This window comes from Blastococcus saxobsidens DD2 (assembly GCF_000284015.1).
GTDB classification, from domain to species: domain Bacteria; phylum Actinomycetota; class Actinomycetes; order Mycobacteriales; family Geodermatophilaceae; genus Blastococcus; species Blastococcus saxobsidens_A.
In genome coordinates, this window is the sequence record NC_016943.1 from 3,739,158 (window position 1) to 3,762,816 (window position 23,659).

General features: G+C 72.5%; 16 protein-coding genes. 9 read left to right on the plus strand and 7 right to left on the minus strand.

Annotated features, from left to right (window positions below):
• The first annotated feature begins 49 nt into the window (after nucleotides 1-49).
• A complete protein-coding gene (gene glgX, locus BLASA_RS17695) occupies nucleotides 50-2,200 on the plus strand; it encodes a glycogen debranching protein GlgX (protein WP_014377585.1) in 2,151 nt (716 codons plus the stop codon).
• Nucleotides 2,201-2,282: 82 nt separating this feature from the next.
• Here glgX and BLASA_RS17700 read toward each other — a convergent pair whose 3' ends face one another.
• Complete coding sequence (locus BLASA_RS17700) at nucleotides 2,283-3,242, minus strand: FHA domain-containing protein (protein ID WP_014377586.1); 960 nt, start codon at nucleotides 3,240-3,242, stop codon at nucleotides 2,283-2,285.
• Between the two features lie 204 nt (nucleotides 3,243-3,446).
• Nucleotides 3,447-5,996: an alpha-glucan family phosphorylase gene (gene glgP, locus BLASA_RS17705; protein ID WP_041775831.1), complete on the minus strand. Its 2,550-nt coding sequence runs from the start codon at nucleotides 5,994-5,996 to the stop codon at nucleotides 3,447-3,449.
• Between the two features lie 158 nt (nucleotides 5,997-6,154).
• Here glgP and BLASA_RS17710 point away from each other — a divergent pair, with 158 nt between their 5' ends.
• The 5 genes from BLASA_RS17710 (at nucleotide 6,155) to BLASA_RS17730 (ending at nucleotide 15,904) form a co-directional block, all read left to right on the plus strand.
• A complete protein-coding gene (locus BLASA_RS17710; RefSeq protein WP_014377588.1) occupies nucleotides 6,155-8,188 on the plus strand; it encodes an alpha-1,4-glucan--maltose-1-phosphate maltosyltransferase in 2,034 nt (677 codons plus the stop codon).
• A gap of 105 nt (nucleotides 8,189-8,293) precedes the next feature.
• The gene (gene treS / locus BLASA_RS17715) at nucleotides 8,294-10,114 is read left to right on the plus strand and encodes a maltose alpha-D-glucosyltransferase (RefSeq protein ID WP_014377589.1); all 1,821 of its coding nucleotides are present in this window, start codon (nucleotides 8,294-8,296) and stop codon (nucleotides 10,112-10,114) included.
• Nucleotides 10,111-11,478, plus strand: a complete 1,368-nt coding sequence (locus BLASA_RS17720; RefSeq protein WP_014377590.1) for a maltokinase N-terminal cap-like domain-containing protein — start codon at nucleotides 10,111-10,113, stop codon at nucleotides 11,476-11,478. Before treS ends, BLASA_RS17720 begins: the two co-directional genes overlap by 4 nt.
• A 50-nt stretch (nucleotides 11,479-11,528) precedes the next feature.
• Nucleotides 11,529-14,390, plus strand: a complete 2,862-nt coding sequence (glgB, locus tag BLASA_RS17725; protein ID WP_014377591.1) for a 1,4-alpha-glucan branching protein GlgB — start codon at nucleotides 11,529-11,531, stop codon at nucleotides 14,388-14,390.
• A 122-nt stretch (nucleotides 14,391-14,512) separates the two neighbouring features.
• Nucleotides 14,513-15,904, plus strand: coding sequence for a neutral zinc metallopeptidase (locus BLASA_RS17730; protein WP_231839488.1), 1,392 nt, complete (start codon nucleotides 14,513-14,515; stop codon nucleotides 15,902-15,904).
• 15 nt (nucleotides 15,905-15,919) lie between these two features.
• On the opposite strand, the gene BLASA_RS17735 is transcribed toward BLASA_RS17730, so the two are convergent.
• Genes BLASA_RS17735 through BLASA_RS17750 form a run of 4 tightly spaced genes read right to left on the minus strand, consistent with a single transcriptional unit; the run spans nucleotide 15,920 to nucleotide 19,574 of the window.
• On the minus strand, nucleotides 15,920-16,882 hold the full coding sequence (locus BLASA_RS17735) for a tetratricopeptide repeat protein (protein ID WP_083878048.1): 963 nt from the start codon (nucleotides 16,880-16,882) through the stop codon (nucleotides 15,920-15,922).
• A gap of 43 nt (nucleotides 16,883-16,925) precedes the next feature.
• The gene (locus tag BLASA_RS17740) at nucleotides 16,926-17,300 is read right to left on the minus strand and encodes a VOC family protein (RefSeq protein WP_014377593.1); all 375 of its coding nucleotides are present in this window, start codon (nucleotides 17,298-17,300) and stop codon (nucleotides 16,926-16,928) included.
• A 25-nt stretch (nucleotides 17,301-17,325) separates the two neighbouring features.
• Complete coding sequence (locus BLASA_RS17745) at nucleotides 17,326-19,005, minus strand: acyl-CoA mutase large subunit family protein (protein WP_014377594.1); 1,680 nt, start codon at nucleotides 19,003-19,005, stop codon at nucleotides 17,326-17,328.
• 23 nt (nucleotides 19,006-19,028) lie between these two features.
• Complete coding sequence (locus BLASA_RS17750; protein ID WP_014377595.1) at nucleotides 19,029-19,574, minus strand: MarR family winged helix-turn-helix transcriptional regulator; 546 nt, start codon at nucleotides 19,572-19,574, stop codon at nucleotides 19,029-19,031.
• A 181-nt stretch (nucleotides 19,575-19,755) separates the two neighbouring features.
• Between BLASA_RS17750 and BLASA_RS17755 the strand changes: the two genes are divergently transcribed.
• The gene (locus BLASA_RS17755) at nucleotides 19,756-20,643 is read left to right on the plus strand and encodes a hypothetical protein (RefSeq protein ID WP_014377596.1); all 888 of its coding nucleotides are present in this window, start codon (nucleotides 19,756-19,758) and stop codon (nucleotides 20,641-20,643) included.
• A gap of 48 nt (nucleotides 20,644-20,691) precedes the next feature.
• On the opposite strand, the gene BLASA_RS17760 is transcribed toward BLASA_RS17755, so the two are convergent.
• Nucleotides 20,692-22,167, minus strand: coding sequence for a phytoene desaturase family protein (locus BLASA_RS17760; RefSeq protein ID WP_014377597.1), 1,476 nt, complete (start codon nucleotides 22,165-22,167; stop codon nucleotides 20,692-20,694).
• 121 nt (nucleotides 22,168-22,288) lie between these two features.
• On the opposite strand from BLASA_RS17760, the gene BLASA_RS17765 reads away from it, so the two are divergent.
• Nucleotides 22,289-22,774 carry a hypothetical protein gene (locus tag BLASA_RS17765; RefSeq protein ID WP_014377598.1) on the plus strand — a complete coding sequence of 162 codons (486 nt, stop codon included), beginning with the start codon at nucleotides 22,289-22,291 and terminating at the stop codon, nucleotides 22,772-22,774.
• The gene (locus tag BLASA_RS17770; RefSeq protein ID WP_014377599.1) at nucleotides 22,771-23,655 is read left to right on the plus strand and encodes an HTTM domain-containing protein; all 885 of its coding nucleotides are present in this window, start codon (nucleotides 22,771-22,773) and stop codon (nucleotides 23,653-23,655) included. Before BLASA_RS17765 ends, BLASA_RS17770 begins: the two co-directional genes overlap by 4 nt.
• Nucleotides 23,656-23,659 lie beyond the last annotated feature (4 nt).

Here is a 23,659-nt window from a genome sequence, read left to right on the forward strand (position 1 = left end):
CCGCCGTCGGTGCGCCCGCTCCGGGCCCGGAGTTGGCACGATCACGCAGGTGACCGACTCCCCCGCTGCCGGATCCCTGGTCCCCGGGGTGCTTCCCGGCACGCCCACCCCCCTCGGCGCCTCCTGGGACGGCCGCGGGACGAACTTCGCGCTGTGGTCGGCCGGCGCCTCCGCCGTCGACCTGTGCCTGTTCGCCCCCGACGGCACCGAGCAGCGTCACCGGCTGGAGGAGACCACCCACCAGGTGTGGCACGGCCGGCTGCCCGGCGTCGGGCCCGGCCAGCGCTACGGGTACCGCGTGCACGGCGGCTACGACCCGCGGTCCGGCCTGCGGTACAACCCGGCCAAGCTGCTGCTGGACCCCTACGCCCGCGCCGTCGACGGCGAGCTGCGGCTGGACCCGGCCCTGTTCGGCCACCCCGCCGACGGCGTGGACTCCGCGGTGCCCGACCCCCGGGACTCCGCACCCTCCGTCCCGCGCGGCGTGGTGGTCCACGACCCGTTCCCGTGGGACGGCGACCGGCCCCCGCGCCGTTCCTGGTCGGACACCGTCATCTACGAGGTGCACGTCAAGGGCGCCACCGCCGCGCACCCCGGCGTACCGCCGCACCTGCGCGGGACGTACGCGGGGCTGGCGCACCCGGCGTTCGTCGAACACCTGCTGGCACTCGGGGTCACCGCGGTGGAACTGCTGCCCGTCCACCACTTCGTCAGCGAGCCGCACCTGCTGCGCCGCGGCCTGACCAACTACTGGGGCTACAACACCCTCGGCTACTTCGCCCCGCACGCCGCCTACAGCGCCTCCGGCAGCGGTGGCGGCCAGGTCACCGAGTTCAAGACGATGGTGAAGGAGCTGCACGCCGCCGGCATCGAGGTGCTCCTCGACGTCGTCTACAACCACACCGCCGAGGGCGACCACACCGGGCCGACGTTGTCGTTCAAGGGCATCGACAACCCCGGCTACTACCGCCTCGACGGTGCCAACCCGGCCCGGTACACCGACTACACCGGCTGCGGGAACACCCTCGACGTGCGCCGGCCGGCGGTGCTCGGCCTGCTCATGGACTCGCTGCGCTACTGGGTCACCGAGATGCACGTCGACGGCTTCCGGTTCGACCTCGCCTCGGCGCTGGCCCGCTCGATGCACGACGTCGACCGGCTCTCGGCCTTCTTCGACGTCGTGCACCAGGACCCGGTGGTCAGCCAGGTGAAGCTCATCGCCGAGCCGTGGGACGTCGGCCCGGGCGGCTACCAGGTGGGCAACTTCCCGCCACCGTGGACGGAGTGGAACGGCAAGTACCGCGACACGGTGCGCGACGTCTGGTCCGGTGCGCACGTGGGCGTCCGGGACCTGGCGTACCGGCTGACCGGGTCGTCCGATCTCTACCGCTCCGACGGCCGCCGCCCGTTCGCCTCCATCAACTTCGTCACCGCGCACGACGGCTTCCCGCTCGCCGACCTGGTCACCTACGAGCAGAAGCGCAACGAGGCCAACGGCGAGGACAACCGGGACGGCGAGAGCCACAACCGGAACTGGAACTGCGGCGTCGAGGGCGAGACCTCCGACCCGGACGTGCTGGCGCTGCGGGCCCGGCAGGTCCGCAACCTGCTGACGACGCTCCTGCTGTCCACCGGGGTCCCGATGCTCACGGCCGGCGACGAGCTCGGCCGGACCCAGCGCGGCAACAACAACGCCTACTGCCAGGACAACGAGCTCTCGTGGCTGGACTGGGAGCACGTGGACGAGGACATGAGGGCCTTCGTCACCCGGCTCGTGCGGCTGCGCCGCGGCGCCCCGGTGCTGCGGCAGGAGGCGTTCTTCGAGGGCCACGAACTGCCCGGGACCGGGGGCACCCGCGACCTGGCGTGGTTCGCCCCCGCCGGCGGCCAGCTCACCACCGCCGACTGGTTCGACACCGGGCTGCAGACCGTCGGCATGTACCTGGACGGCCGCGGCATCCGGCACCGCGACGAGCACGGCCACCCGGTGCTGGACGACTCCTACCTGCTGCAGCTGCACGCCGGGCCCGAGCCGGTGACCGTGACGCTGCCCGGGCCGCCCTGGGCCGACGGCTACGGGCTGGTGCTCTCCACCGAGTACCCGAGGGGTGCTCCCCCGGCGCCGGCGTTCCTCGCGCCGGGGCCGGTCGACGTCCCCGGCCGCTGCGTCTGGCTGCTGCGCATCGAACGCCGCCCCTGACGCGAGTGCGACGAAGTCGTGGCCATCAGCGCTCGACGGCCACGACTTCGTCGCACTCGGACGGCCCGCCCGGGGCGCCTGCCTACTCCGACGGCTGCTCGAAGGTGATGACCGTCCAGCCCAGCAGCAGGCGGTCGCCGTCGGAGAGCGGGTGGGCCACCCCCGGCTCCAACTGGGTCCACTCGGTGGCCTCGGGGCCGGCGACGTGGGTGCCGTTGAGCGAGCCCAGGTCGACCAGCGAGACCTCGCGGCCGGAGCGGGTCAGCGCGGCGTGCGCCGAGGAGAGGACGTTCTGGGTGTCGGCGATCGGCACGGCCCGCGCCGAACCGCTGCTCACCATCTCGTGGTTGTCGGGACGCCGGCCGAGCACGAGGTCCTCGTCGATCGTGACGACCATGCCGTCGTCGAAGCGCAGGACGGGCGCGGCGTCCGACGGGTCGGGGCGCCAGAAGGCGGTCTGCTCGCCGGATTCCGGGCGGGCCGCCGACGCCGACGCCGAGCCGCGGCTCGCGCTGAAACCGGCGTCGGTGCCGGCCGAGAACGGCGACTGCGCCGGCGCTGCGGCCGTGGGCGCGCCGACCGGCGCGGGACCGGCCAGGTGCAGCGTGGCGCCGCTCCCCGGCACGGTGCCCTCGACGAGGTCGTAGCTCACGCCCGGCGGGGTGCCGGGGGCCGACTGGCCGGGGCCGACGTACAGCGACTGCCCCAGCGAGAAGCCGGACGCGAGCGTGCCCCCGTCCACCGACGAGCCGGAGACGGGGACGCCGTCGACGGCCGGCTGGCCCTTACCCCCCCAGAGCGCGACGCCGGTACCGGCGTCGGTCGTCAGGACGAGGGCGAAGGAGGCGCCGCCGGAGGTGAGCGAGCTCACCTGCGCCCCGACGGCGGCCAGGACGCGGTCGGCACCGGGGCCCGCCACGCCCAGGCAGGCGTGGAGAGCCGACACCAGGGCGGGCGAACCGGGAGCGTCGACCCACAGCAGGCCGCCGCCACGGCGGGCGACGACGGCATCTCCGGGGAGGACTTCACAGCGGTCGGGCATGGCGTCCAGCCTAGTGATGTCCAGCCGGTCTGGCTGGGCGCAGCCTCCCGCCACGCCGGGGTGTCGCGACGTCACACGAGGTCACTGTGACCGGCGTGGTCCGAGTGTCCGCTGAGCCGTACTCAGGCTGTGTCCAGGCCCGACTCCGCGCCCCGGCCCGCTCCTCGCTCGCTGGCGCTCGCTCCGATGCTCCCGCGGCTGTCGTCAGGCAGTGCTCACCACGCCGAGCTCCGCCGGATCGGCCAGGTACTCCGAGTGCGGGAGCACGCGCACGGTGTAGCCGAAGGCACCGGTCCGCTCGAGGGGCACCGTGGCGGTGAACCAGTGCCGCGAACCGTCTCTGTGCTCGTGGGCCATCGGCACCGTCGTCACCTCGTGCAGCCCGTCGGCGTCGTCCACCCGGCCGTAGGCCGCCTGCACCTCCACGTCGGCCGGCTCGAGGCCGGGCAGTTCCACCTCGGCACGCAGCGCCACGGTCGACCCGATCTCCGGCGTGTCGCCGGCTCCGGTCGCCTCCACGTGGGCGACCCGGACGTCGTGCCAGTGGTGCAGCAGGTGCGCCCGCCACGCGGCCTCGGTGCGCGCCGGGGCGTAGCCGTCGGTGGCCATGGCGCGGGTGGACCCGGCGGCCGGTACGTAGAGAGCCTGCACGTAGTCGCGGACCATCCGGGTGGCCAGCACCTTGGGCCCGGTCTCGCGCAGCGTGTGCCGGACCATCTCCACCCACCGGCCCGGGATCCCGTCGCGGTCGGTCTCGTAGAACCGCGGGAGCACCTGGTTGTCCAGCAGCTCGTAGATCGCCCGGGCCTCGACCTCGTCCCGCCGGTCGTGGTCGCTGACACCGTCCGCGGTGGGGATCGCCCAGCCGTTCTGGCCGTCGAACCACTCGTCCCACCAGCCGTCGCGGATGGACAGGTTCAGCCCGCCGTTGAGCGCGGCCTTCATGCCCGACGTGCCGCAGGCCTCCAGTGGGCGCAGCGGGTTGTTCAGCCAGACGTCGCAGCCCCAGTAGAGGTAACGGGCCATGCCGATGTCGTAGCCGGGCAGGAAGGCGATCCGGTGGCGGATCTCCGGGTCGTCGGCGAACGCGACCATCTGCTGGATGAGCTTCTTGCCGCCGTCGTCGGCCGGGTGGCTCTTCCCGGCGATGACCAGCTGCAGCGGACGCTCCGGATCGAGCAGGAGGGCCTTCAGCCGCTCGGGATCGCGCAGCATGAGGGTCAGCCGCTTGTACGAGGGCACCCGCCGGGCGAAGCCGATGGTGAGCACGTCGGGGTCGAAGGCGGTGTCGGTCCAGCCGACCTCGGCCACGGTCGCGCCCCGCGAGAGCGCCGTCTCCCGGATGCGGCGGCGGACCTCGTCGACCAGGCGGGCCCGCAGCTGGCGACGGGTCGCCCACAGCTCCGCGGCGGGGATCCGGTCCACCCCGTCGAAGTGCACCGGGCCGTCCACGTACACCGAGTCACCCTGGCTCGAGGTCTGGGTGCCCATCTCGACCAGTTCGCGGGCGGTCCAGGTCGGCGCGTGCACCCCGTTGGTGATCGAGCCGATCGGGACGTCGCCCTCGTCGAAGCCCGGCCACAGGTCGCGGAACATCCCCCGGCTGACGTGCCCGTGCAGCTCGCTGACTCCGTTGGCGCGCTGCCCCAGGCGCAGCCCCATGTGCGCCATGTTGAACTTCGACGGGTCCTCCTCGGCACCCAGCGGGAGGAGCTGGTCCATCGGCACACCGAACCCGGCGAAGTAGCGCTCGATGAGCGCCTTCGGGAACCGGTCGATGCCGGCGGGCACCGGCGTGTGCGTGGTGAACACGGTGCCCGCGCGGACGGCCTGCAGGGCCTCGGCGAAGGTGAGCCCGTGGGCCTCGGTGAGCTCGCGGATGCGCTCGACGCCCTGGAAGCCGGCGTGGCCCTCGTTGGCGTGGAACACCTCCGGCTGCGCGGTGCCGGTGGCCGAGCAGTACGCCCGGAGCGCCCGCACGCCACCGATGCCCAGCAGCATCTCCTGGCGGAGCCGGTGGTCCTCGTCGCCGCCGTAGAGGCGGTCGGTGACCAGCCGCTCGGCCGGGGCGTTCTCCTCGATGTCGCTGTCGAGCAGCAGCAGCGAGACCCGGCCGACCTGGGCCCGCCAGACGTGCGCGTGCAGGGTGCGCCCCTCGGGCAGCGGGACGGTGATGACGACGGCGGAGCCGTCGGCGTGGCGCAGCAGCTTGATGGGCAGACCGTGCGGGTCGAGGGACGGGTAGTGCTCCAGCTGCCAGCCGTCGGCGGACAGCCCCTGGCTGAAGTAGCCGGCCCGGTAGAGCAGCCCCACACCGATCAGCGGGACGCCGAGGTCGGAGGCCGCCTTGAGGTGGTCACCCGCCAGGATGCCGAGCCCACCGGAGTACTGCGGGAGCACCTCGGTGATGCCGAATTCCGCCGAGAAGTAGGCGATCGTCGCGGGCGCCTCGGCCCCCAGCGACTGGTACCAGCGCGGGGTCGCGAGGTACTCCTCCAGGTCGTCGACCGCGTCGGTCAGCCGGCGGACGAAGCGCCGGTCGCCGGCCAGCGCCGCCAGCCGTTCGGCCGACACCTCGCCGAGAGCGCGCACCGGATCCCCGCCGCAGCTCTGCCACAGATCGGGGTCGAGGGTCTCGAACAGGTCCCGGGTCTCCGCGTGCCACGACCAGCGGAGGTTCATCACCAACTGGGACAGCGGCAGGAGCGGCTCGGGAAGAGCTGCACGGACGGTGAACCGACGGAGAGCACGCACCGGACGAGACTAACGAGTCCCGGCGACACCGGGAGGCTTCTCGAGGGATCTCTCGGGAAGCCGTCCCCGGCGTCTCCGGCAGCTCCGACGGGTGAGACAGGAGGGGCAGATCAACCGCCGAGATGCTGGTGGGGCGGCACCTCGATAGCGTGGCCGGGATGAATGGCCGCGCTGACCTCCGCCTCGGCATCACCGATGTCGCCCCCGTCGTGTCCTGCGGGTCCTTCTCGGCCCGCGCGGTCGTCGGGGAACACCTGCCGATCACCGCCACCGTCTTCCGCGAGGGCCACGACGCCGTCGCGGCGAACGTGGTCTGGACCGCCCCCGGCGAGGACGGCTCGCCCGCGCCCTTCGTGCGCATGGCGAAGCTCCCCCCGGAACCCGACCGCTGGATCGCCGGCGTCGTCCCGGACCGGGAGGGGCGGTGGTCGTTCGGCATCGAGGCGTGGAGCGACCCGCTGGCCACGTGGAAGCACGCCGTCGAGGTGAAGGTCGAGGCAGGCCAGGGGCCCGACGAGCTCGCCAACGACCTCGAGGAGGGCGCCCGGCTGCTCGACCGGGTCGCCGCCGAGGCCGACGGCGAGTGGCGGAACCGCGCCGCCGCGGCCGCCGCGGCCCTGCGCGACTCCTCCCAGGAGCTCACCGTCCGCATCGCGCCGGCGCTCGCGGCGGGTCTCCAGCGCTACCTCCACGACCACCCGGTGCGCGAGCTGGTCACCCGGTCGCCGCGGTACGAGGTGTTCGTCGACCGGCGCGAAGCGCTCTACGGCTCCTGGTACGAGTTCTTCCCCCGCTCGGAGGGCCCCGTCGTCGGCGGTGTGTCGACGCACGGGACGCTCACCACCGCCGGTGACCGGCTGCCCGCGATCGCCGACATGGGCTTCGACGTCGTCTACCTGCCGCCGATCCACCCGATCGGCACGGTCAACCGCAAGGGCCCGAACTCCCCGCAGTTCCCCGGCGGCAACCCGCACGACATCGGGCCGGACGAGGTCGGGTCACCCTGGGCCATCGGCAGCGCCGAGGGCGGGCACGACGCCGTGCACCCGCAGCTCGGCACGATGGACGACTTCCGTGCGTTCGTGCAGCGCACCCGCGACCTCGGCATGGAGGTCGCCCTCGACCTGGCGCTGCAGGCGGCGCCCGACCACCCGTGGGTCCGCGAGCACCCGGAGTGGTTCACCACCAAGCCCGACGGCACGATCGCCTACGCGGAGAACCCGCCGAAGAAGTACCAGGACATCTACCCGATCAACTTCGACAACGACCCCGAGGGCCTCTACGCCGAGGTGCTGCGGGTCGTGCGGGTGTGGATGGACGCCGGCGTGCGGATCTTCCGCGTCGACAACCCGCACACCAAGCCGCTGAACTTCTGGCACTGGCTGATCTGGGAGGTCAAGAAGACCGACCCGGACGTGCTGTTCCTCGCCGAGGCGTTCACCCGGCCGGCGATGATGCACCAGCTGGCCCGGATCGGGTTCACGCAGTCCTACACGTACTTCACCTGGCGGACCGGGCGCGGCGAGCTCGAGGAGTACGGCAGCGAGCTGGCCACCAACAGCCACTACATGCGGCCGAACTTCTTCGTGAACACGCCGGACATCCTGCACGAGTCGCTGCAGTTCGGCGGCCCGCCGATGTTCAAGATCCGCGCCGTGCTCGCCTCGATGCTGAGCCCGACGTGGGGCGTCTACTCCGGGTTCGAGCTGTTCGAGCACGTGGCGGTGAAACCGGGCAGCGAGGAGTACCTCGACAGCGAGAAGTACCAGCTGCGTCCCCGGGACTGGGCCGGCGCCGAGGCGTCGGGCCGCAGCCTCGCCCCGTACCTGCGCCGGCTCAACGAGGTCCGGCGGGCGCACCCGGCGCTGCAGCAGCTGCGCACGCTGCGGTTCCACCAGGTCGACAACCCGAACCTGCTCTGCTTCACCAAGACCGATACCGGGTCGCAGGACGCCGTGCTCGTCGTCGTGAACCTCTCCAGCCGGGACACCCACATCGGGACGACGGCGCTGGACCTGCCCGCGCTCGGACTGGACTGGCACGAGCGCTTCGCGGTCACCGACGAGCTCACCGGCGCCCGCTACGACTGGGGTCAGTTCAACTACGTGGAGCTCGATCCCTACCGGGAGCCGGCGCACGTCTTCGCGGTCACCTTCCCGCGGACCGTGCAGTTCCCCCCGCCGGTCGACTGACAGAGGCCCCGCCTGCACCCACCGCTCGCACGCTCGCGTCGGCCCGTGCAGGTGGGCCGTGAACGTCCCACCCACTGCACGACCCGAGAGGGGAACCCACTCCCGATGACCGTTCCCGTCCCCGACTCCCGCAGCAACCACTCCCCGCTCCCGCCGCCCGGGACCGATCCGGAGTGGTACAAGCGCGCGGTCTTCTACGAGGTGCTGGTGCGCGGCTTCGCCGACAGCAACGCCGACGGCGTCGGCGACCTGCGCGGCATGATCGACAAGCTGGACTACCTGCAGTGGCTCGGCGTCGACTGCCTGTGGCTGCCGCCGTTCTTCGCCTCGCCCCTGCGTGACGGCGGCTACGACGTCAGCGACTACACCGCCGTCCTGCCGGAGTTCGGCGACATCGAGGACTTCCACGAGTTCCTCGACGCGGCCCACGCCCGCGGCATGCGCGTGATCATCGACTTCGTCATGAACCACACCTCGGACCAGCATCCCTGGTTCCAGGCCAGCCGGAGCGATCCGGACGGCGACTACGGCGACTTCTACGTATGGGCCGACGACGACACCGGCTACGCCGACGCGCGGATCATCTTCGTCGACACCGAGAGCTCGAACTGGACGTTCGACCCGGTGCGCAAGCAGTACTTCTGGCACCGGTTCTTCTCCCACCAGCCCGACCTGAACTTCGAGAACCCGAAGGTCCGGGAGGCGATCATCGACGCCCTCCGGTTCTGGCTGGACCTGGGCATCGACGGCTTCCGGCTCGACGCCGTGCCCTACCTCTTCGAGGAGGAGGGCACCAACTGCGAGAACCTGCCGCGCACCCACGAGTTCCTCAAGGAGGTGCGCACAGTCGTCGACGCCAACTACCCCGACACGGTGCTGCTCTGCGAGGCCAACCAGTGGCCGGCCGATGTCGTCGAGTACTTCGGCGAGAACGGTGACGAGTGCCAGATGGCGTTCCACTTCCCGGTCATGCCGCGCCTGTTCATGGCGGTGCGCCGGGAGCAGCGCTTCCCGATCTCGGAGATCATGGCGCAGACACCGGACATCCCGGACAACTGCCAGTGGGGCGTCTTCCTCCGCAACCACGACGAGCTGACGCTCGAGATGGTCACCGACGAAGAGCGCGACTACATGTGGGACGAGTACGCCAAGGACCCGCGCATGAAGGCCAACATCGGCATCCGCCGTCGGCTGGCCCCACTGCTCGACAACGACGTCAACACCCTGGAGCTGTTCAACGCGCTGCTGCTGTCGCTCCCGGGCTCGCCGGTCCTCTACTACGGCGACGAGATCGGCATGGGCGACAACATCTGGCTCGGTGACCGCGACGGCGTCCGGACCCCGATGCAGTGGACACCCGACCGCAACGGTGGGTTCTCCAGCGCCGACCCGCAGCGGATGTACCTGCCGCTGAACGGAGACCCCGTCTACGGCTTCCAGGTCACCAACGTCGAGTCGCAGCTGCGCAACAGCAACTCGCTGCTGCAGTGGCTGCGCCGGATGATCCAGGTCCGGGGCCAGCACCCCACCTTCGGCCTGGGCAGCTACGCGGAGATCGGGTCCCGCAACCCGACGGTGCTGTCGTTCGTCCGCGAGTTCGGCGACGACGTGGTGCTGTGCGTGAACAACCTGTCGCGGTTCCCGCAGCCGGTGGAGCTGGACCTGCGGCGGTTCGAGGGCTACACCCCGATCGAGCTCACCGGCCGGGTGGAGTTCCCGCAGATCGGCGTCCTGCCGTACATGCTGACCCTCGCCGGGCACGGCTTCTACTGGTTCGAGCTCTCCAAGCCCACCGAGCCGGCTCCCGACGAGCACGAGGACTGGGCCAACGCCACGTCCAGTGCCGTCGCCGACTCCCTGCTGGCCGCCGGGGTGGTCAGCGCCGCTGACGACACCCCGTCCGACCAGTCCGGAGGCCCCCGATGAGCGCACTGACCGAGCTGTTCCGCGAGTGGATCCCGCAGCAGCGGTGGTTCGGCGGCAAGGGGCGGGAGTGGGCCGACGTGACCGAGGAGGGCTTCTTCCTCGACCGCGGGAACCCCGTGCTGTCCGTGCACCGGGTGCACATCGAGTACACCGACGGCGTCCGCGAGACCTACCTCGTGCCGCTGTCCTGGCGCGACCAGCAGGCCGACGAGCTGGAGTCGGCGTTCGTCGGCGCGGTCGCGAGCGAGGGGAACGAGACGTTCGCCTACGACGCGATGCGGGACCGGGAGGCCACCGCGCCCTGGCTGATCCACCTGGCCCAGGGATCGTCGGTCGGCCCGATGCACTTCTCCCCCGCCGGCGAAGGCGACATCCCGGAGGGTCTGCCCGGCGACATCGTCTCCACCGAGCAGAGCAACACCTCGCTGGTCTACGGCCAGGAGGCGATCTTCAAGCTGTTCCGGCGGCTCGAGCCCGGGCTGAACCCCGACGTGGAGGTCCACGGTGCGCTGCGCCGGGCGGACAACCCGCACATCGCCTCGCTGCTGGGGCACGTGGAGATCGACGACCCGTCGGGGGCCGAGCCCGCCACCGTGGCCATGCTCCAGACGTTCGTGCCCAACGCCAGCGACGGCTGGCGGCTGGCCACCGCGAGCGTGCGTGACCTCTACGCCGAAGGCGACCTGCACGCCGACGAGGTGGGCGGCGACTTCGCGGCCGACAGCGAGCGGCTGGGCGCGGCCACGGCATCCGTGCACGCCGACATGGCGGAGGTCCTGCCCACGGAGGCAGCCGCGGCCGAGTGGTTCACCACCGTCTCGCGGCAGATGTCCGAGCGGCTCGACGCGGCGATCGAGGTCGTGCCTCAGCTGGCGGAGCACGCCGACGGCCTCCGGGAGGTGTACGCCGCGGTCGCCGGTACCGAGGAGCGGGTGGTCCGCCAGCGGGTGCACGGCGACCTCCACCTCGGCCAGGTGCTGCGCACCGCGACCGGCTGGATCATCCTCGACTTCGAGGGGGAGCCCGCCCGCCCGCTGGCGTCCCGCCGCGAGCTCGACAGCCCGCTGCGCGACGTGGCCGGGATGCTGCGCAGCTTCGACTACGCCGCCCGGCACCTGCTCGTCGAGCAGCCGGAGGACCCGCAGCGCGAGTACCGCGCCCAGGAGTGGGCGGCCCGCAACCGGGCCGCCTTCTGCGCCGGCTACTCGCACGCCAGGGGGCTCGACCCGTGCGGGGATTCACCACTCCTTCGGGCGTTGGAGGCGGACAAGGCGGTTTACGAATGCGTCTACGAGGCGAGGAACCGTCCGCACTGGCTGATGATCCCGCTCCAGTCGCTGGCCCGGCTCGCCGGCCGCGACTGAGCACCGAACCGACGGACCAGAGCACCGAGACGGACGAGGACGGCGAGACGATGACGACCGACGACCGAGGTGAGCAGCCCGTGGCCGGCAAGGACGATCTGCAGCGCGCCGTGGACCAGAAGGTGACCGAGGCCGAGGCAGCCGCCGGCGGCCCCGTGGTGAACGCCGAACCGGCGAAGAAGACGACGAAGCGCGCCACGGCGAAGAAGACCGCGGCGGCCGAGCCGGCCGGGGGCGGCGCGGTACCGGCCCGGAAGGCGGCGGCGAAGAAGGCCGCGCCGGCCAAGAAGGCGGCACCGGCGAAGAAGGCCGCCGCAGCCAAGCGGACGACGGCCAAGAAGGTGGCGGCCGCACCGACGGCCACCGAGGCGACGCCCGAGCCCGGCAGCGAGGACGCCCCGACCACCGCCAACCCGGTGGTGGCCCCGGCGCCGATCGCCGAGCCCGGGTCGCCCAGCGGTGAGCCGGCCGGCCAGCCGGAGGCGCCCAGCCCCGACCCGGCCGAGCCGAGCACCCCGCAGGCGCCCGGCGAGGGTGCCGGCAGCCGGCCGGCCTCGGGCGCCGGCTCCGCCGAGCCGGCGGCTCCGGTGGCGCCCGTCCCGGCCGACACCGCGTCGGGCGCTCCGGACACCGGCGAGCAGGCTGGTGGCCTGACGGCCGGGACCGAGGTCCGGGAGGTCGGCGAGGAGGACCTGCGGGCGATCGTCGAGGGCTGGTCCCGCGACCCGCACGGGGTGCTCGGCGCGCACCGGACCGGCGAGGAGTGGGTGGTGCGCACGCTGCGCCCCGACGCCGTCGCCGTGGCCGTCCTCGACGAGGACGGCACCCGCTACGACGCCACCCGGTTGCACGACGGCGGGATCTACGAGGCCAGCTTCCCGCGCCAGCCGGGCGACTACCGCATCGAGGTCGTCTACGGCGACGGCGAGGGCGGAAGCACCACCCACACCGTCGACGACCCGTTCCGCTGGCTGCCGACGCTCGGTCCGCTGGACGAGCACCTCATCCGCGAGGGCCGGCACGAGCGGCTGTGGGAGGTGCTGGGCGCGCACATCCGGCGCTACGAGACGCCCCGCGGCACGGTCGAGGGCGTCTCCTTCGCCGTCTGGGCGCCCAGTGCCCGCGGCGTCAAGGTGACCGGCGACTTCGACTACTGGCAGGCCCGCGCCTACCCGATGCGGCACCTCGGGTCCTCCGGCGTGTGGGAGATCTTCATCCCCGGCGCCCAGGTGGGCACCCGGTACCGCTACCACGTCCTGGGTGCTGACGGCACGTGGCGGGAGAAGTCCGACCCGCTCGCCTTCGCCACCGAGGTCCCGCCGCTGAACGCCTCGGTCGTCACCGAGTCGACCTACGAGTGGCAGGACGACGCCTGGCTCAGCCAGCGGGCCGAGGCCGGCTGGCACCAGCGTCCGATCAGCGTCTACGAGGTGCACGCCGGCTCGTGGCGGCAGGGCCTGTCCTACCGCGAGCTCGCCGACGAGCTGGTCGACTACGTCGTCTCCGCTGGTTTCACCCACATCGAGTTCATGCCGCTGGCCGAGCATCCCTTCGGCGGCTCCTGGGGCTACCAGGTCACCTCCTACTACGCGCCCACGTCCAGGTTCGGCAGCCCGGACGACCTGCGCTACCTGATCGACCGCGCCCACCAGGCCGGGATCGGCGTCATCGTGGACTGGGTGCCGGCGCACTTCCCCAAGGACGAGTGGGCGCTGGCCCGCTTCGACGGCACGCCGCTCTACGAGCACGGTGACCCGCGCCGCGGCGAGCAGCTGGACTGGGGCACGTACGTCTTCGACTTCGGGCGCTCCGAGGTCCGGAACTTCCTGGTCGCCAACGCGCTGTTCTGGTGCAAGGAGTTCCACGTCGACGGTGTCCGCGTCGATGCCGTGGCCTCGATGCTCTACCTGGACTACTCGCGCGACGAGTGGCTGCCCAACAAGTACGGCGGCCGGGAGAACCTGGAGGCCGTCGCCTTCCTCCAGGAGTTCAACGCCACCGTCTACCGCGAGGTCCCCGGCGTGGTCACCATCGCCGAGGAGTCCACCGCCTGGCCAGGGGTCACCCGACCGACGCACCTGGGCGGGCTGGGCTTCGGCTTCAAGTGGAACATGGGCTGGATGCACGACTCGCTCGGCTACGTCGAGCGGGAGCCGATCTACCGCAGCTACCACCACGGCCAGCTCACGTTCTCGATGCACTACGCGTACAGCGAGAACTACGTCCTCCCGATCAGCCACGACGAGGTCGTCTACGGCAAGGGTTCGATGCTGCGGAAGATGCCGGGTGACCGGTGGCAGCAGCTGGCCAACCTGCGCGCGTACCTCTCCTACATGTGGGCCCACCCGGGCAAGCAGCTGCTGTTCATGGGGTCGGAGTTCGCCCAGGACGCCGAGTGGGCCGAGAGCCGCTCGCTGGACTGGTGGCACCTCGACGATCCCGCCCACCGCGGCATGCTGCAGCTGGTCACCGACCTCAACGGCCGGTACAAGGAGATCGACGCGCTCTGGTCGCAGGACGTCGACCCCGCCGGCTTCCAGTGGATCGACGCCAACGACGCGTCGGGCAACGTGCTGTCGTTCCTGCGCTACGGATCCGCGGCCGGCGGGCCGGCGACCGAGGACGCGCCGGTGGACGACGCCGCCCCGGGGGGCGAGCCGGCCGCGCAGGGTTCCGCGCTCGCCTGCGTGGTCAACTTCTCCGGCTCGCCGCACCACGAGTACCGGATCGGCCTGCCCCGGCCCGGACAGTGGCGCGAGGTCCTCAACAGCGACGGGGAGGGTTACGGCGGGTCCGGCGTCGGCAACTACGGCGGCGTGGAGGCCGTGGCCGAGCCCTGGCACGGCCAGCCGTACTCGGCAACCATCTCCGCTCCCCCGCTGGGCACCGTCTGGTTCCTGCACGAAGGCTGATCGCCCCTCCGGCGCGCCGCCCCGCGGCGCGTCGGAGGTAGCCGGGGCCACGGCGCAGCGGGCATGCTGTTCGGCGCCCGTCCGGCCGGACGGGCGGGCGCGGGCACGTGGAGGACCTCCGGATGAGACAGCTGCTGCGCCGCGCCGGCTGCGTGGCCGTGGCCGGCGTGCTGCTCACCGGCTGCTCCTCCCACGCCGTCCGCGGGCAGGCATCGCCGGGCCCTGCTGACCGGGTCGACGTCCCGGCCGAGGAGTTCCCGATCACCGGGGTGAGCGAGGACCCCATCGACCAGTTCGCCCGCAACGCTCTGGCCGACCTCGACGCCTTCTGGTCGCAGGCCTATCCGGAGTTCTTCGGGGAGGAGTACACCCCCCTCCAGGGCGGCTACTTCTCGGTCGACTCCGTCGACCTGGACGAGAGCGCGTACCCGGGAACCGGCATCGGCTGCGAGGGCTCGTACACCGCTCCGGAGGACGTGGCCGGCAACGCCTTCTACGACGCCGTCTGCGACGTCATCGCCTACGACCGCTCGATGCTGCAGGAGCTGTCCGACGACTACGGCCGCTTCCTGGTGCCGGTGGTCATGGCGCACGAGTTCGGCCACGCCATGCAGGGGCGCTTCGGCTTCGCCGCGTCAGGACGCAGCATCCAGGACGAGACGCAGGCCGACTGCCTGGCCGGCGCGTGGACCCGCTGGGTCGCCGACGGCGGCTCCGACCACCTGAGCCTGCGGGAGCCGGAGCTCGACGACGTCATCCGCGGCTTCCTCCTGCTGCGCGACGACGTCGGGAGCGACCCCGACGACGTCGAAGCGCACGGGTCGTACTTCGACCGGGTCTCGGCGTTCTACGACGGGTTCGACACCGGCCTGGCCACCTGCCGCGACGCGTTCGGCGAGGACCGGCTGTTCACCGCCGCGGAGTTCACGTCCGGCGACCTCAACCAGGGCAACGCGGAGTTCCAGGACATCGTCGACTGGGTGGGCACCACGCTGCCCGCGTTCTGGGGCGAGGTGTTCCCCATCGCTCTCGGCGCCGAGTTCGAGGCGCCCGGGATCGAGGGGTTCCAGGGCGACGCCCCCGACTGCGCCGGTCTCGACGGCCGCGACCTCGGCTACTGCGCCGACGACGGCACCGTCTACATCGACGAGAGCGGCCTCGCCGTCCCGGCGTACGACGAGATCGGCGACTTCGCCCTGGCCACCGCCATGGCGCTCCCCTACGCCCTGGCGGTGCGCGACCAGGCCGGCCTCTCGGTCGACGACAGCGCGGCCACCCGGTCGGCCGTCTGCCTCACCGGCTGGTACGAGGCGCAGTGGTACACCGACGCGTTCGGCGACCTGCTCGAGGCCGAGATCAGCCCCGGGGACCTCGACGAGGCCGTCCAGTTCCTGCTGCAGTACGGGGTCGACGACCGGGTGTTCCCGAACGTCGACATCTCCGGCTTCCAGCTGGTGGGCGCCTTCCGCGCCGGCTTCCTCGATGGCGGCGAGGCGTGCGACCTCGGCCGCTGAGCAAGGACCCCTGGCTCAGAACAGCGCGGTGGTGAGCTGCCGGCGGGCCTGGGTGACCCGGGGGTCCTGGTCACCCACGACGGCGAACAGCTCGACCAGGTGCATGCGTGCCTGGTCGCGGTCCTCGCCGGCGGTGCGCCGTACGACGCCGAGCAGCCGGTCGAACGCCGCGTCGACGTCACCGGTCCCCAGCAGGAAGTCGGCCGCGCGGGTCTGCGCGGCGACGTCGTCCGGCGCGGCGTCCGCAGCGGCGAGCGCGTCGGGCCCGGCCTCCTCGGCCCGCCGGAACAGCTGGACCTGGCGCAGCGCGAGCGCCGCGTCGGGGTGGTCGGGATTTTCGGCGAGGATGGCCTGGTAGGCCGCCTCGGCAGCGGCGAGGTCACCGCGCTCGAGCGCGGCCTCGGCCGCGTCCAGGCGCGGGTCCTCCGTCTCCTCGGGTGCAGCGGCTCCCGGAACCGCGCCCCCGGTGGTGGCCTGCACCAGCTCGGAGACGAACTGCCGCGCCTGCTCCTCGGGGATGGCGCCGGTGAACTCGGCGACCAACTGGCCCTGCCACACGGCCTTCACCGCCGGGATGCCCTGCACGCGCAACCCCTGGGCCAGCGCCGGGTTGGCCTCCACGTCGACCTTCGCGAGGACCCACGAGCCGCCACCCTCGACGGCCAGCGCCTCCAGGACGGGGGACAGCTGCTTGCACGGCCCGCACCACTCCGCCCACAGGTCCAGGACCACGGGCACCTGGAAGGAGCGGTCGAGCACCTCGGCCTGGAACGTCGCCTCGGTGACGTCGACGACGGCGCCACCCGGCGCCCCGTCCGGGGCGGCGGCGCTCGGCGGCGGGGCCGCCTGGGCGCGTGCGGCGGCCTCGGAGCGCGCCTTGACGGCGGCGAGGTCCACCGCGCCGGCCATCGCGGCCGCCATCTGGGCCTGCTGAGCCTGTGCGCGCGGGTCAGGGGGTCCGGGTCGGGTCGGCTGCATGGGGACATGATCCCAGAGGCGAGCCGCCCCGCGCGGGCAGGCCTCAGGCCTCCGCCCAGACCCCGAGCTCGTTGCCGCTGGGGTCGCGGAAGTGGAACCGCCGTCCGCCGGGGAACGGGTACGGGCCCTCGACCACCTGACCCCCCGCGGCGGACACCGCCGCCAGGCTCTGCTCGAGGTCGGCCGAGTAGAGCAGGACGAGCGGCCCGCCCCTGCCGGCCGGCTCGCCGAGCGCGATGCCGCCCGGTTCCGGGCCGGCCCCGCCGTCCAGGTGGCGGATCCCGGCGTACCGCGGTCCGTAGTCGGTGAACGCCCAGCCGAAGGCCTCCGCGTAGAACCGTTTCGCCCGTTCGAGGTCGGTGGCGGTGAGCTCGACGTAGTCGATGGTGTGGTGACGGTGCTCGGGGTGCTCGGTCATGCGAGCATCCTGACCGCCGGGGGTGTCAAAAACGCGCGGGCTCGGTGTAGCCGCCCCACTCGGCGCGCAGGGCGTCGCAGATCTCGCCCAGGGTGGCCTCGGCCCGCACCGCGTCGAGCATCGCCGGCACCATGTTGGCCTCGGTGCGGGCGACCTCCACCATGCGGGCGACCGCGGCCCGCGCGGCGGCGTCGTCCCGGTGCTGCCGGCGGCCCGCCAGCTCGGCCTTCTGATCGATCTCGACCTGGTGGCTCACCCGGAGGATTTCCAGCTTGTCGTCCGCGTCGACCGAGCCGGTCAGGGTGTTCACGCCGACGACCTTCTTGTCGCCCTTCTCCAGCGCCCGCTGGTAGACGAACGCCGCCTCGGCGATCTCGCCGGTGAACCAGCCGTCCTCGATCCCCCGCAGGATCCCCGCGGTCATGGTGCCGTCGGTGCCCATGTCCTTGATGCGCGCGAAGATGTCCTCGGCCTGGCGCTCCATCTCGTCGGTCAGCGCCTCGACGTACCAGGAGCCACCGAGCGGGTCGGCGACGTTGGCGACGCCGGTCTCCTCGGCGATGACCTGCTGGGTGCGCAGGGCGATCTGCGCCGCCTTGGCGCTGGGCAGCGCGAGCACCTCGTCCAGGGCGTTGGTGTGCAGCGACTGGGTGCCACCCATGACCGCCGCCATCGCTTCGATCGCCGTCCGGACGATGTTGTTGTCCGGCTGCTGGGCGGTGAGGCTGACGCCGGCCGTCTGGGTGTGGAAGCGGAGCTGCTGGGCCTTGTCGGTCGTCGCCCCGTAGACGTCGCGCAGCCAGCGGGCCCAGATGCGCCGTGCGGCGCGGAACTTCGCGATCTCCTCGAAGAAGTCGACGTGCGCGTCGAAGAAGAAGGAGAGACCGGGGGCGAACGTCTCGAGGTCCAGGCCGCGGGAGAGGCCGAGTTCCACGTAGGCGAAGCCGTCCGCCAGCGTGTAGGCCAGCTCCTGCGCGGCGGTCGAGCCGGCCTCGCGGATGTGGTAGCCGGAGACGCTGATCGGCTTGTAGGCCGGGATGTGCTCGGCGCAGTACTCCATGAGGTCGCCGATCAGGCGCAGGTGCGGCTCGGGCGGGAACAGCCACTCCTTCTGCGCGATGTACTCCTTGAAGATGTCGGTCTGCAGGGTGCCGTTGAGCTTCCCGAGGTCGGCGCCCTGGCGCTCGGCGGCCACCAGGTACATGCAGAACACCGGGACGGCGGGGCCGCTGATCGTCATCGACGTCGTCGTGCCCTCGAGGTCGATGTCGTCGAAGAGCACGTCCATGTCGGCCGCGGTGTCGATCGCGACGCCGCAGTGCCCCACCTCGCCCAGCGCCCGCGGGTCGTCGGAGTCCCGGCCCATGAGGGTGGGCATGTCGAACGCGACGGACAGCCCGCCGCCGCCGTCGGCCAGGATCGACCGGAAACGCTCGTTGGTCTGCCGGGCGTTGCCGAAACCGGCGAACTGGCGGATCGTCCACGGCCGCCCGCGGTAGCCCGTGGCGTGCAGCCCGCGGGTGAAGGGGAACTCGCCCGGATAGCCGATGCGCTCGAAGTTCTCGACGGCGCTCTCGTCGGCCGGGCCGTAGACGGGCTGCACCTCGTCACCGGAGAGGGTGGTGAAGTCGGCGTCCCGCACCCGCCCCGCAGCCAGCGCCGAGTCGTACCGCTGCTGCCACCGTTGCCGGGCGTCCTGGGTCATGGTTCCGATAGTAGGACGTCCAACTATCGTGTGTCGACCGTCACGCAGGTGGGGTCGCCGCCCCCCTGGTCGACGTCGCCGGCACCCAGCCGCACGGCCCGCAGGATGCCGAACAGCTGCTCCCGCTCCGGCCCGGGGAGCTCTGCCAGGCCGAAGTCGAGCGCGGTCAGCGCCCTCGTCGCCGTCTCCACCACCGCCCGCCCCCGCTCGCTGATCGCCGCCAGGACGCCGCGCCCGTCGGCCGGGTTGGGCCGTCGGTCCACGTAGCCGGCCGCGACCAGCCGGTCGATGGCGTTGGTGACGCTGGTCGGGTGGACCATCAGCCGGCTGCCGATGACCTTCAGCGGCAGCTCCCCGCGCCGGCTGAAGGTGAGCAGCACGAGCACCTCGTAGCGGGCGAAGGTCAGCCCGTGCGGCTTGAGCACCTCGTCGAAGCGGGCGAGCAGGATTTGCTGCACCCGGAAGATCGACGTCGCCGCACGCATGGCCGAGGCCGGCCCGAAGCGCTGCTCCCACGTCTCCCCGGCCCGTTCGATCGGGTCGAAGGGCAGCCCCAGCGGTCGGACCATGCGCCGCACGGTACCGGCCCGCGCTTCCCACCTGGTGCCCGCCGATATGCGCATGGTGGCGGTTATCAAGGCGCCATAACCGCCACCATGCGCGTCAGGGCGGCCCACGCCGCACAGTCGGGCTGATCGCTTCTGTGGACAGCGCCCGCCGCGCCGTAACTGAAAGCGGCAAGGTGCCGGGGTGACCCGAACCCCCGTCCGACCCGCACAGCTGCGCGGGACGATCTTTCGCGGCTCCGAGCAGGTGGCGCGGGGGCGCCTGACACGGGCGCAGCTGCGCAGCTCGGCCTGGACGCGCCTCTTCCCCGACGTGTACGCCTGCGCGTCGCTACCCGTCACCCACCACCGGCGCGCGCGGGCGGTGGCCCGGCTGCTGCTGCCCGGTGCGGTGCTCAGCGGCCGGAGCGCGGCCGTGCTGTGGGATGTCGATGCCGCGGAGCGGGACGATCCGGTCGAGTGCACGCTGGCTCCGGCGCGGCGCTGCGGCGCCGTCCGCGGGGTCCACGTGACCCGCCGACATCTGGCAGACGACGAGGTCGTGCAGCGGCACGGCGTCCTCGTCACGACCCCGATGCGGACGGCGCTGGATCTGGCCCGCATCCAGCCTCCGGACGAGGCCGTCGTGCATCTTGACCGGTTCCTGCGCTCGCGCCTGGTCACGCTGCACGAGCTGCGCGCGGCGGCCGCAGCGACCACCGGCCCGGGATGCCGCGGAATCCGGCTGGCGGCCGAACGTGCCGACGGGCTGGCCCAGTCGCCACAGGAGACCCGGCTACGACTGCTGCTGCACCGGTCCTCGCTCCCGCGGCCGGTCGCCCAGTACGAGGTCCGTGACGCCACGGGTTTCGTCGCCGCGGTCGACTTCGGCTGGCCCGAGCACAAGGTCGCCGTCGAGTACGAAGGCGTCTGGCACGGGGAACCTCAGCAGGTCGGCAAGGACCGACGGCGGCTGAACCGGCTGACCGCGGCCGGTTGGACCGTGGTGTTCGTGACCGCGGCGGATCTCCGGGACCCGGTCGCTCTGGTGGCCCGCATCGCGGCGGCGCTGAGTGCACCGCGATACGCATGAACGCGGTTATGCGGGCGGGATAACCGCATCGGTGCGCATATCGGTGGTTCAGGCGGCGGGGCGCAGCGGCGGGATCTCCCGGACGCCGAAGACCTCCCGCAGCGCGACGCGGGCGGCGTTGTCTCCGCAGGCACCGTGCACCGCAGGCCCGGGCGGGGTCGCCGCCGATGCGAGGTACACCCCTGTCACCGGGGTCTTGTAGGTGTTCCACCGCGGCACCGGCCGGGCCAGCATCTGCCGCAGCGTGGCCTGGCCGTTGGAGATGTCGCCGCCGAGGTAGCTCGGGTTCCACTCCTCCATCTGGACGGCGGTCTTCGTGTACCGCTCCAGCACCGTGTCGCGGAAGCCGGGCGCGAACCGCTCGATCTGGTTCTCGATGGCCTCGGTCATGTCGACGTCGGAGCCGTGCGGCACGTGCACGTACGCCCAGAAGATGTGCCCACCCTCGGGCGCGCGGGTGGGATCGGGCACCGTCGGCTGCACCGCGAGGACGTACGGACGGTCGGTGATCCGGCCCTCGTTCGGGGCCCGCTCGCCCTCGATCGTCTCGTCGAGGTCCCCCGCGACGTGGATCGTTCCCGCGCGGCGCACATCGGGGTTCGCCCACGGCACGGGCTCGGAGAGGATCCAGTCGATCTTGAACACGCCGGCGCCGTGCCGGTACCGCCCCACCCAGCGGCGGTAGCCCTCGTTCACCCGGTCCCCCGCCATCGCGACGAAGTCCTCGGGCGTGGTGTCCAGCAGCACGGCCGGCACGCCCTCGAACTCCCGCAGGTCGGTCACCCGGTGGCCGGTGACCACCTCCCCGCCCTGCTCCTCGAGCGCGGTGACCATCGCGTCGGCCAGCTGCTGCGACCCGCCCTCGATCAGCGGCCACCCGACGTGGTGGGACAGCATCGCCAGCAGCATGCCGAGCGCGGAGGTCAGCGGCTGGGTGAGGTCGAGCATCCCGTGCGCGCCGGCGCCGGCGATCAGCACCCGCCCCTCCTCGGTGTCGAAGTACCGGTGCGACAGCCAGCGCACGTTGGGCAGGCCGGTCAGCCCGAACTTCGCGATCTGCGCGACGCTCTTCGTGGGCAGCGACCGCAGCCGGCTGGTCAGGAAGAAGTCGACGATGTCGGTGCCGTGCTCCACCAGCGGCTCGAACAGCCGGCGGTACGCGTCGCCGTCCGCCCCCAGGCCGGCCGCGGTCTCCTCCAGCGACCGGAACGACAGCGCCGCACCCCCGCCGTCCAGCGGGTGGGCGAAGTTGATCTCCGGGTGCGCGAAGCGCACACCGCGGCTCTCGAGGTCGAACTCCCGGAAGAACGGCGCCGCGACGGCCAGGGGCTGCACGGTCGAGCAGACGTCGTGGTGGTAGCCGGGGCGGATGAGCTCCTCCGTACGCATGCCACCGCCGGGCCGCTCACCGGCGTCCACCACCCGCACCCGCAGGCCCGCCGCCGACAGGCGCAGGGCGGCGGCAAGGCCGTTCGGCCCCGCCCCGACGACGACGGCATCAGGTCGTCCCGCAGCCCCGCTCACCCGGCGATCCTCACGAGGGCGCGGAGGAAGCGCAAGTTCCGGCTGTGACGGCTGTGCCGCCCCGGCGGGCGGCCACGCGCGGCAGTCCCCTCCCGGTTCCGGCCCGTCCTAGCCTGCCCCCGTGTCGTTCCACTCCCGCCCCGGGCCTGCGGCGGAGCCGCCGGTGCTCCGGCTGCCCCCGGCCGCGCGCCGGAGACGGCTGGCCGCGACGGTCGTCGTCCTGGCCCTGCTGCTCGCCGGCACCCTGTTCGGCGACGACGACGAGTTCCCGTTCGGCCCGTTCCGGATGTACTCGACCCGCGCCGACCCGGACGCCCCGGTGGTCTCCACCCGCACGGTCGGGCTGACCGCGACCGGCGAGGAGGTGCGGCTGTCCGGCGGGCAGGTCGGGCTGCGCCGCGCGGAGTTCGAGGGGCAGCTGGACCGGATCCAGGAGAACCCGGAGCTGCTGGGGCTGCTGGCCGAGTCCTTCGCCGACGCGCACCCGTCCGCGCCGGAGCTGGTGGCCGTGCAGGTCGTGCAGCGCCGGATCGAGCTGATCGACGGCCGGCAGACCGGGACCTGGTCCGACCACGTCGTGGTCGAGTACGAACTGGAGGACGCATGAGCACAGCGACGTCCCCGGACGCAGCGGCGCCGGACCGCTGGTGGTTCCGGCCGGTCCCGCTCGCCCGCATCGCGGTCTTCCGCGCGATCGCCTACCTGTTCATCCCGGTCGACGTCTTCCTCACCACCGCATGGGTCAAGGCGCACGCCGACGTGCCCGTCGAGTGGTACGACCCGCTGCTCATCGGCCGGCTGCTGCCCCTCCCGACCCCCACCGCCACCGTCGTGGTGGTCGTCCAGTGGGCGCTCCTGCTCGCTGCCCTCGCCGCCGCGACCGGCCGGGCACCGCGGCTGCTGGGCACCGCTGTCTTCCTCCTCTACCTGGAGTGGATGGTGATCGCGATGAGCTTCGGCAAGGTCGACCACGACCGGATCGCCTACCTGGTCGCGCTGGCGGTGCTACCGACCATCGGGCGGGCACGGTTCCGCGACCGGCGCCCGTCCGAGGCCGCCGGCTGGGCCATGGCCGCCGTGCTGGTGACGATCATGCTGACGTACTTCCTCGCCGCCTGGGCCAAGATCCGGTTCGGGGGCCTCGACTGGCCGTCCGGGGCCACGCTCACCCGCGCGCTCGTACGCCGTGGCACGGAGCTGTCCGAGTGGACCCTCGACGTGCCCTACCTGCTGGCGACCGCGCAGTGGGGAATGCTGATCCTGGAGTTCGCCGCCCCGCTCGTGCTGCTGGTGCGCAGTGACCGGGCCCGGATCGCCCTGGCGGTCTTCCTGCTCGGCTTCCACGTCATGGTCTACGCCGGGGTGGAGATCATCTTCCTGCCGCACTGCGTGGCGATCCTGTCGATCCTGCCCTGGGAGCGGCTGACCGCACGGCGCCGGGCGCCCGCCGAGCCGTCGGTCCCGGAGCCGAGCCCGGCGCCGGCCTGACGAG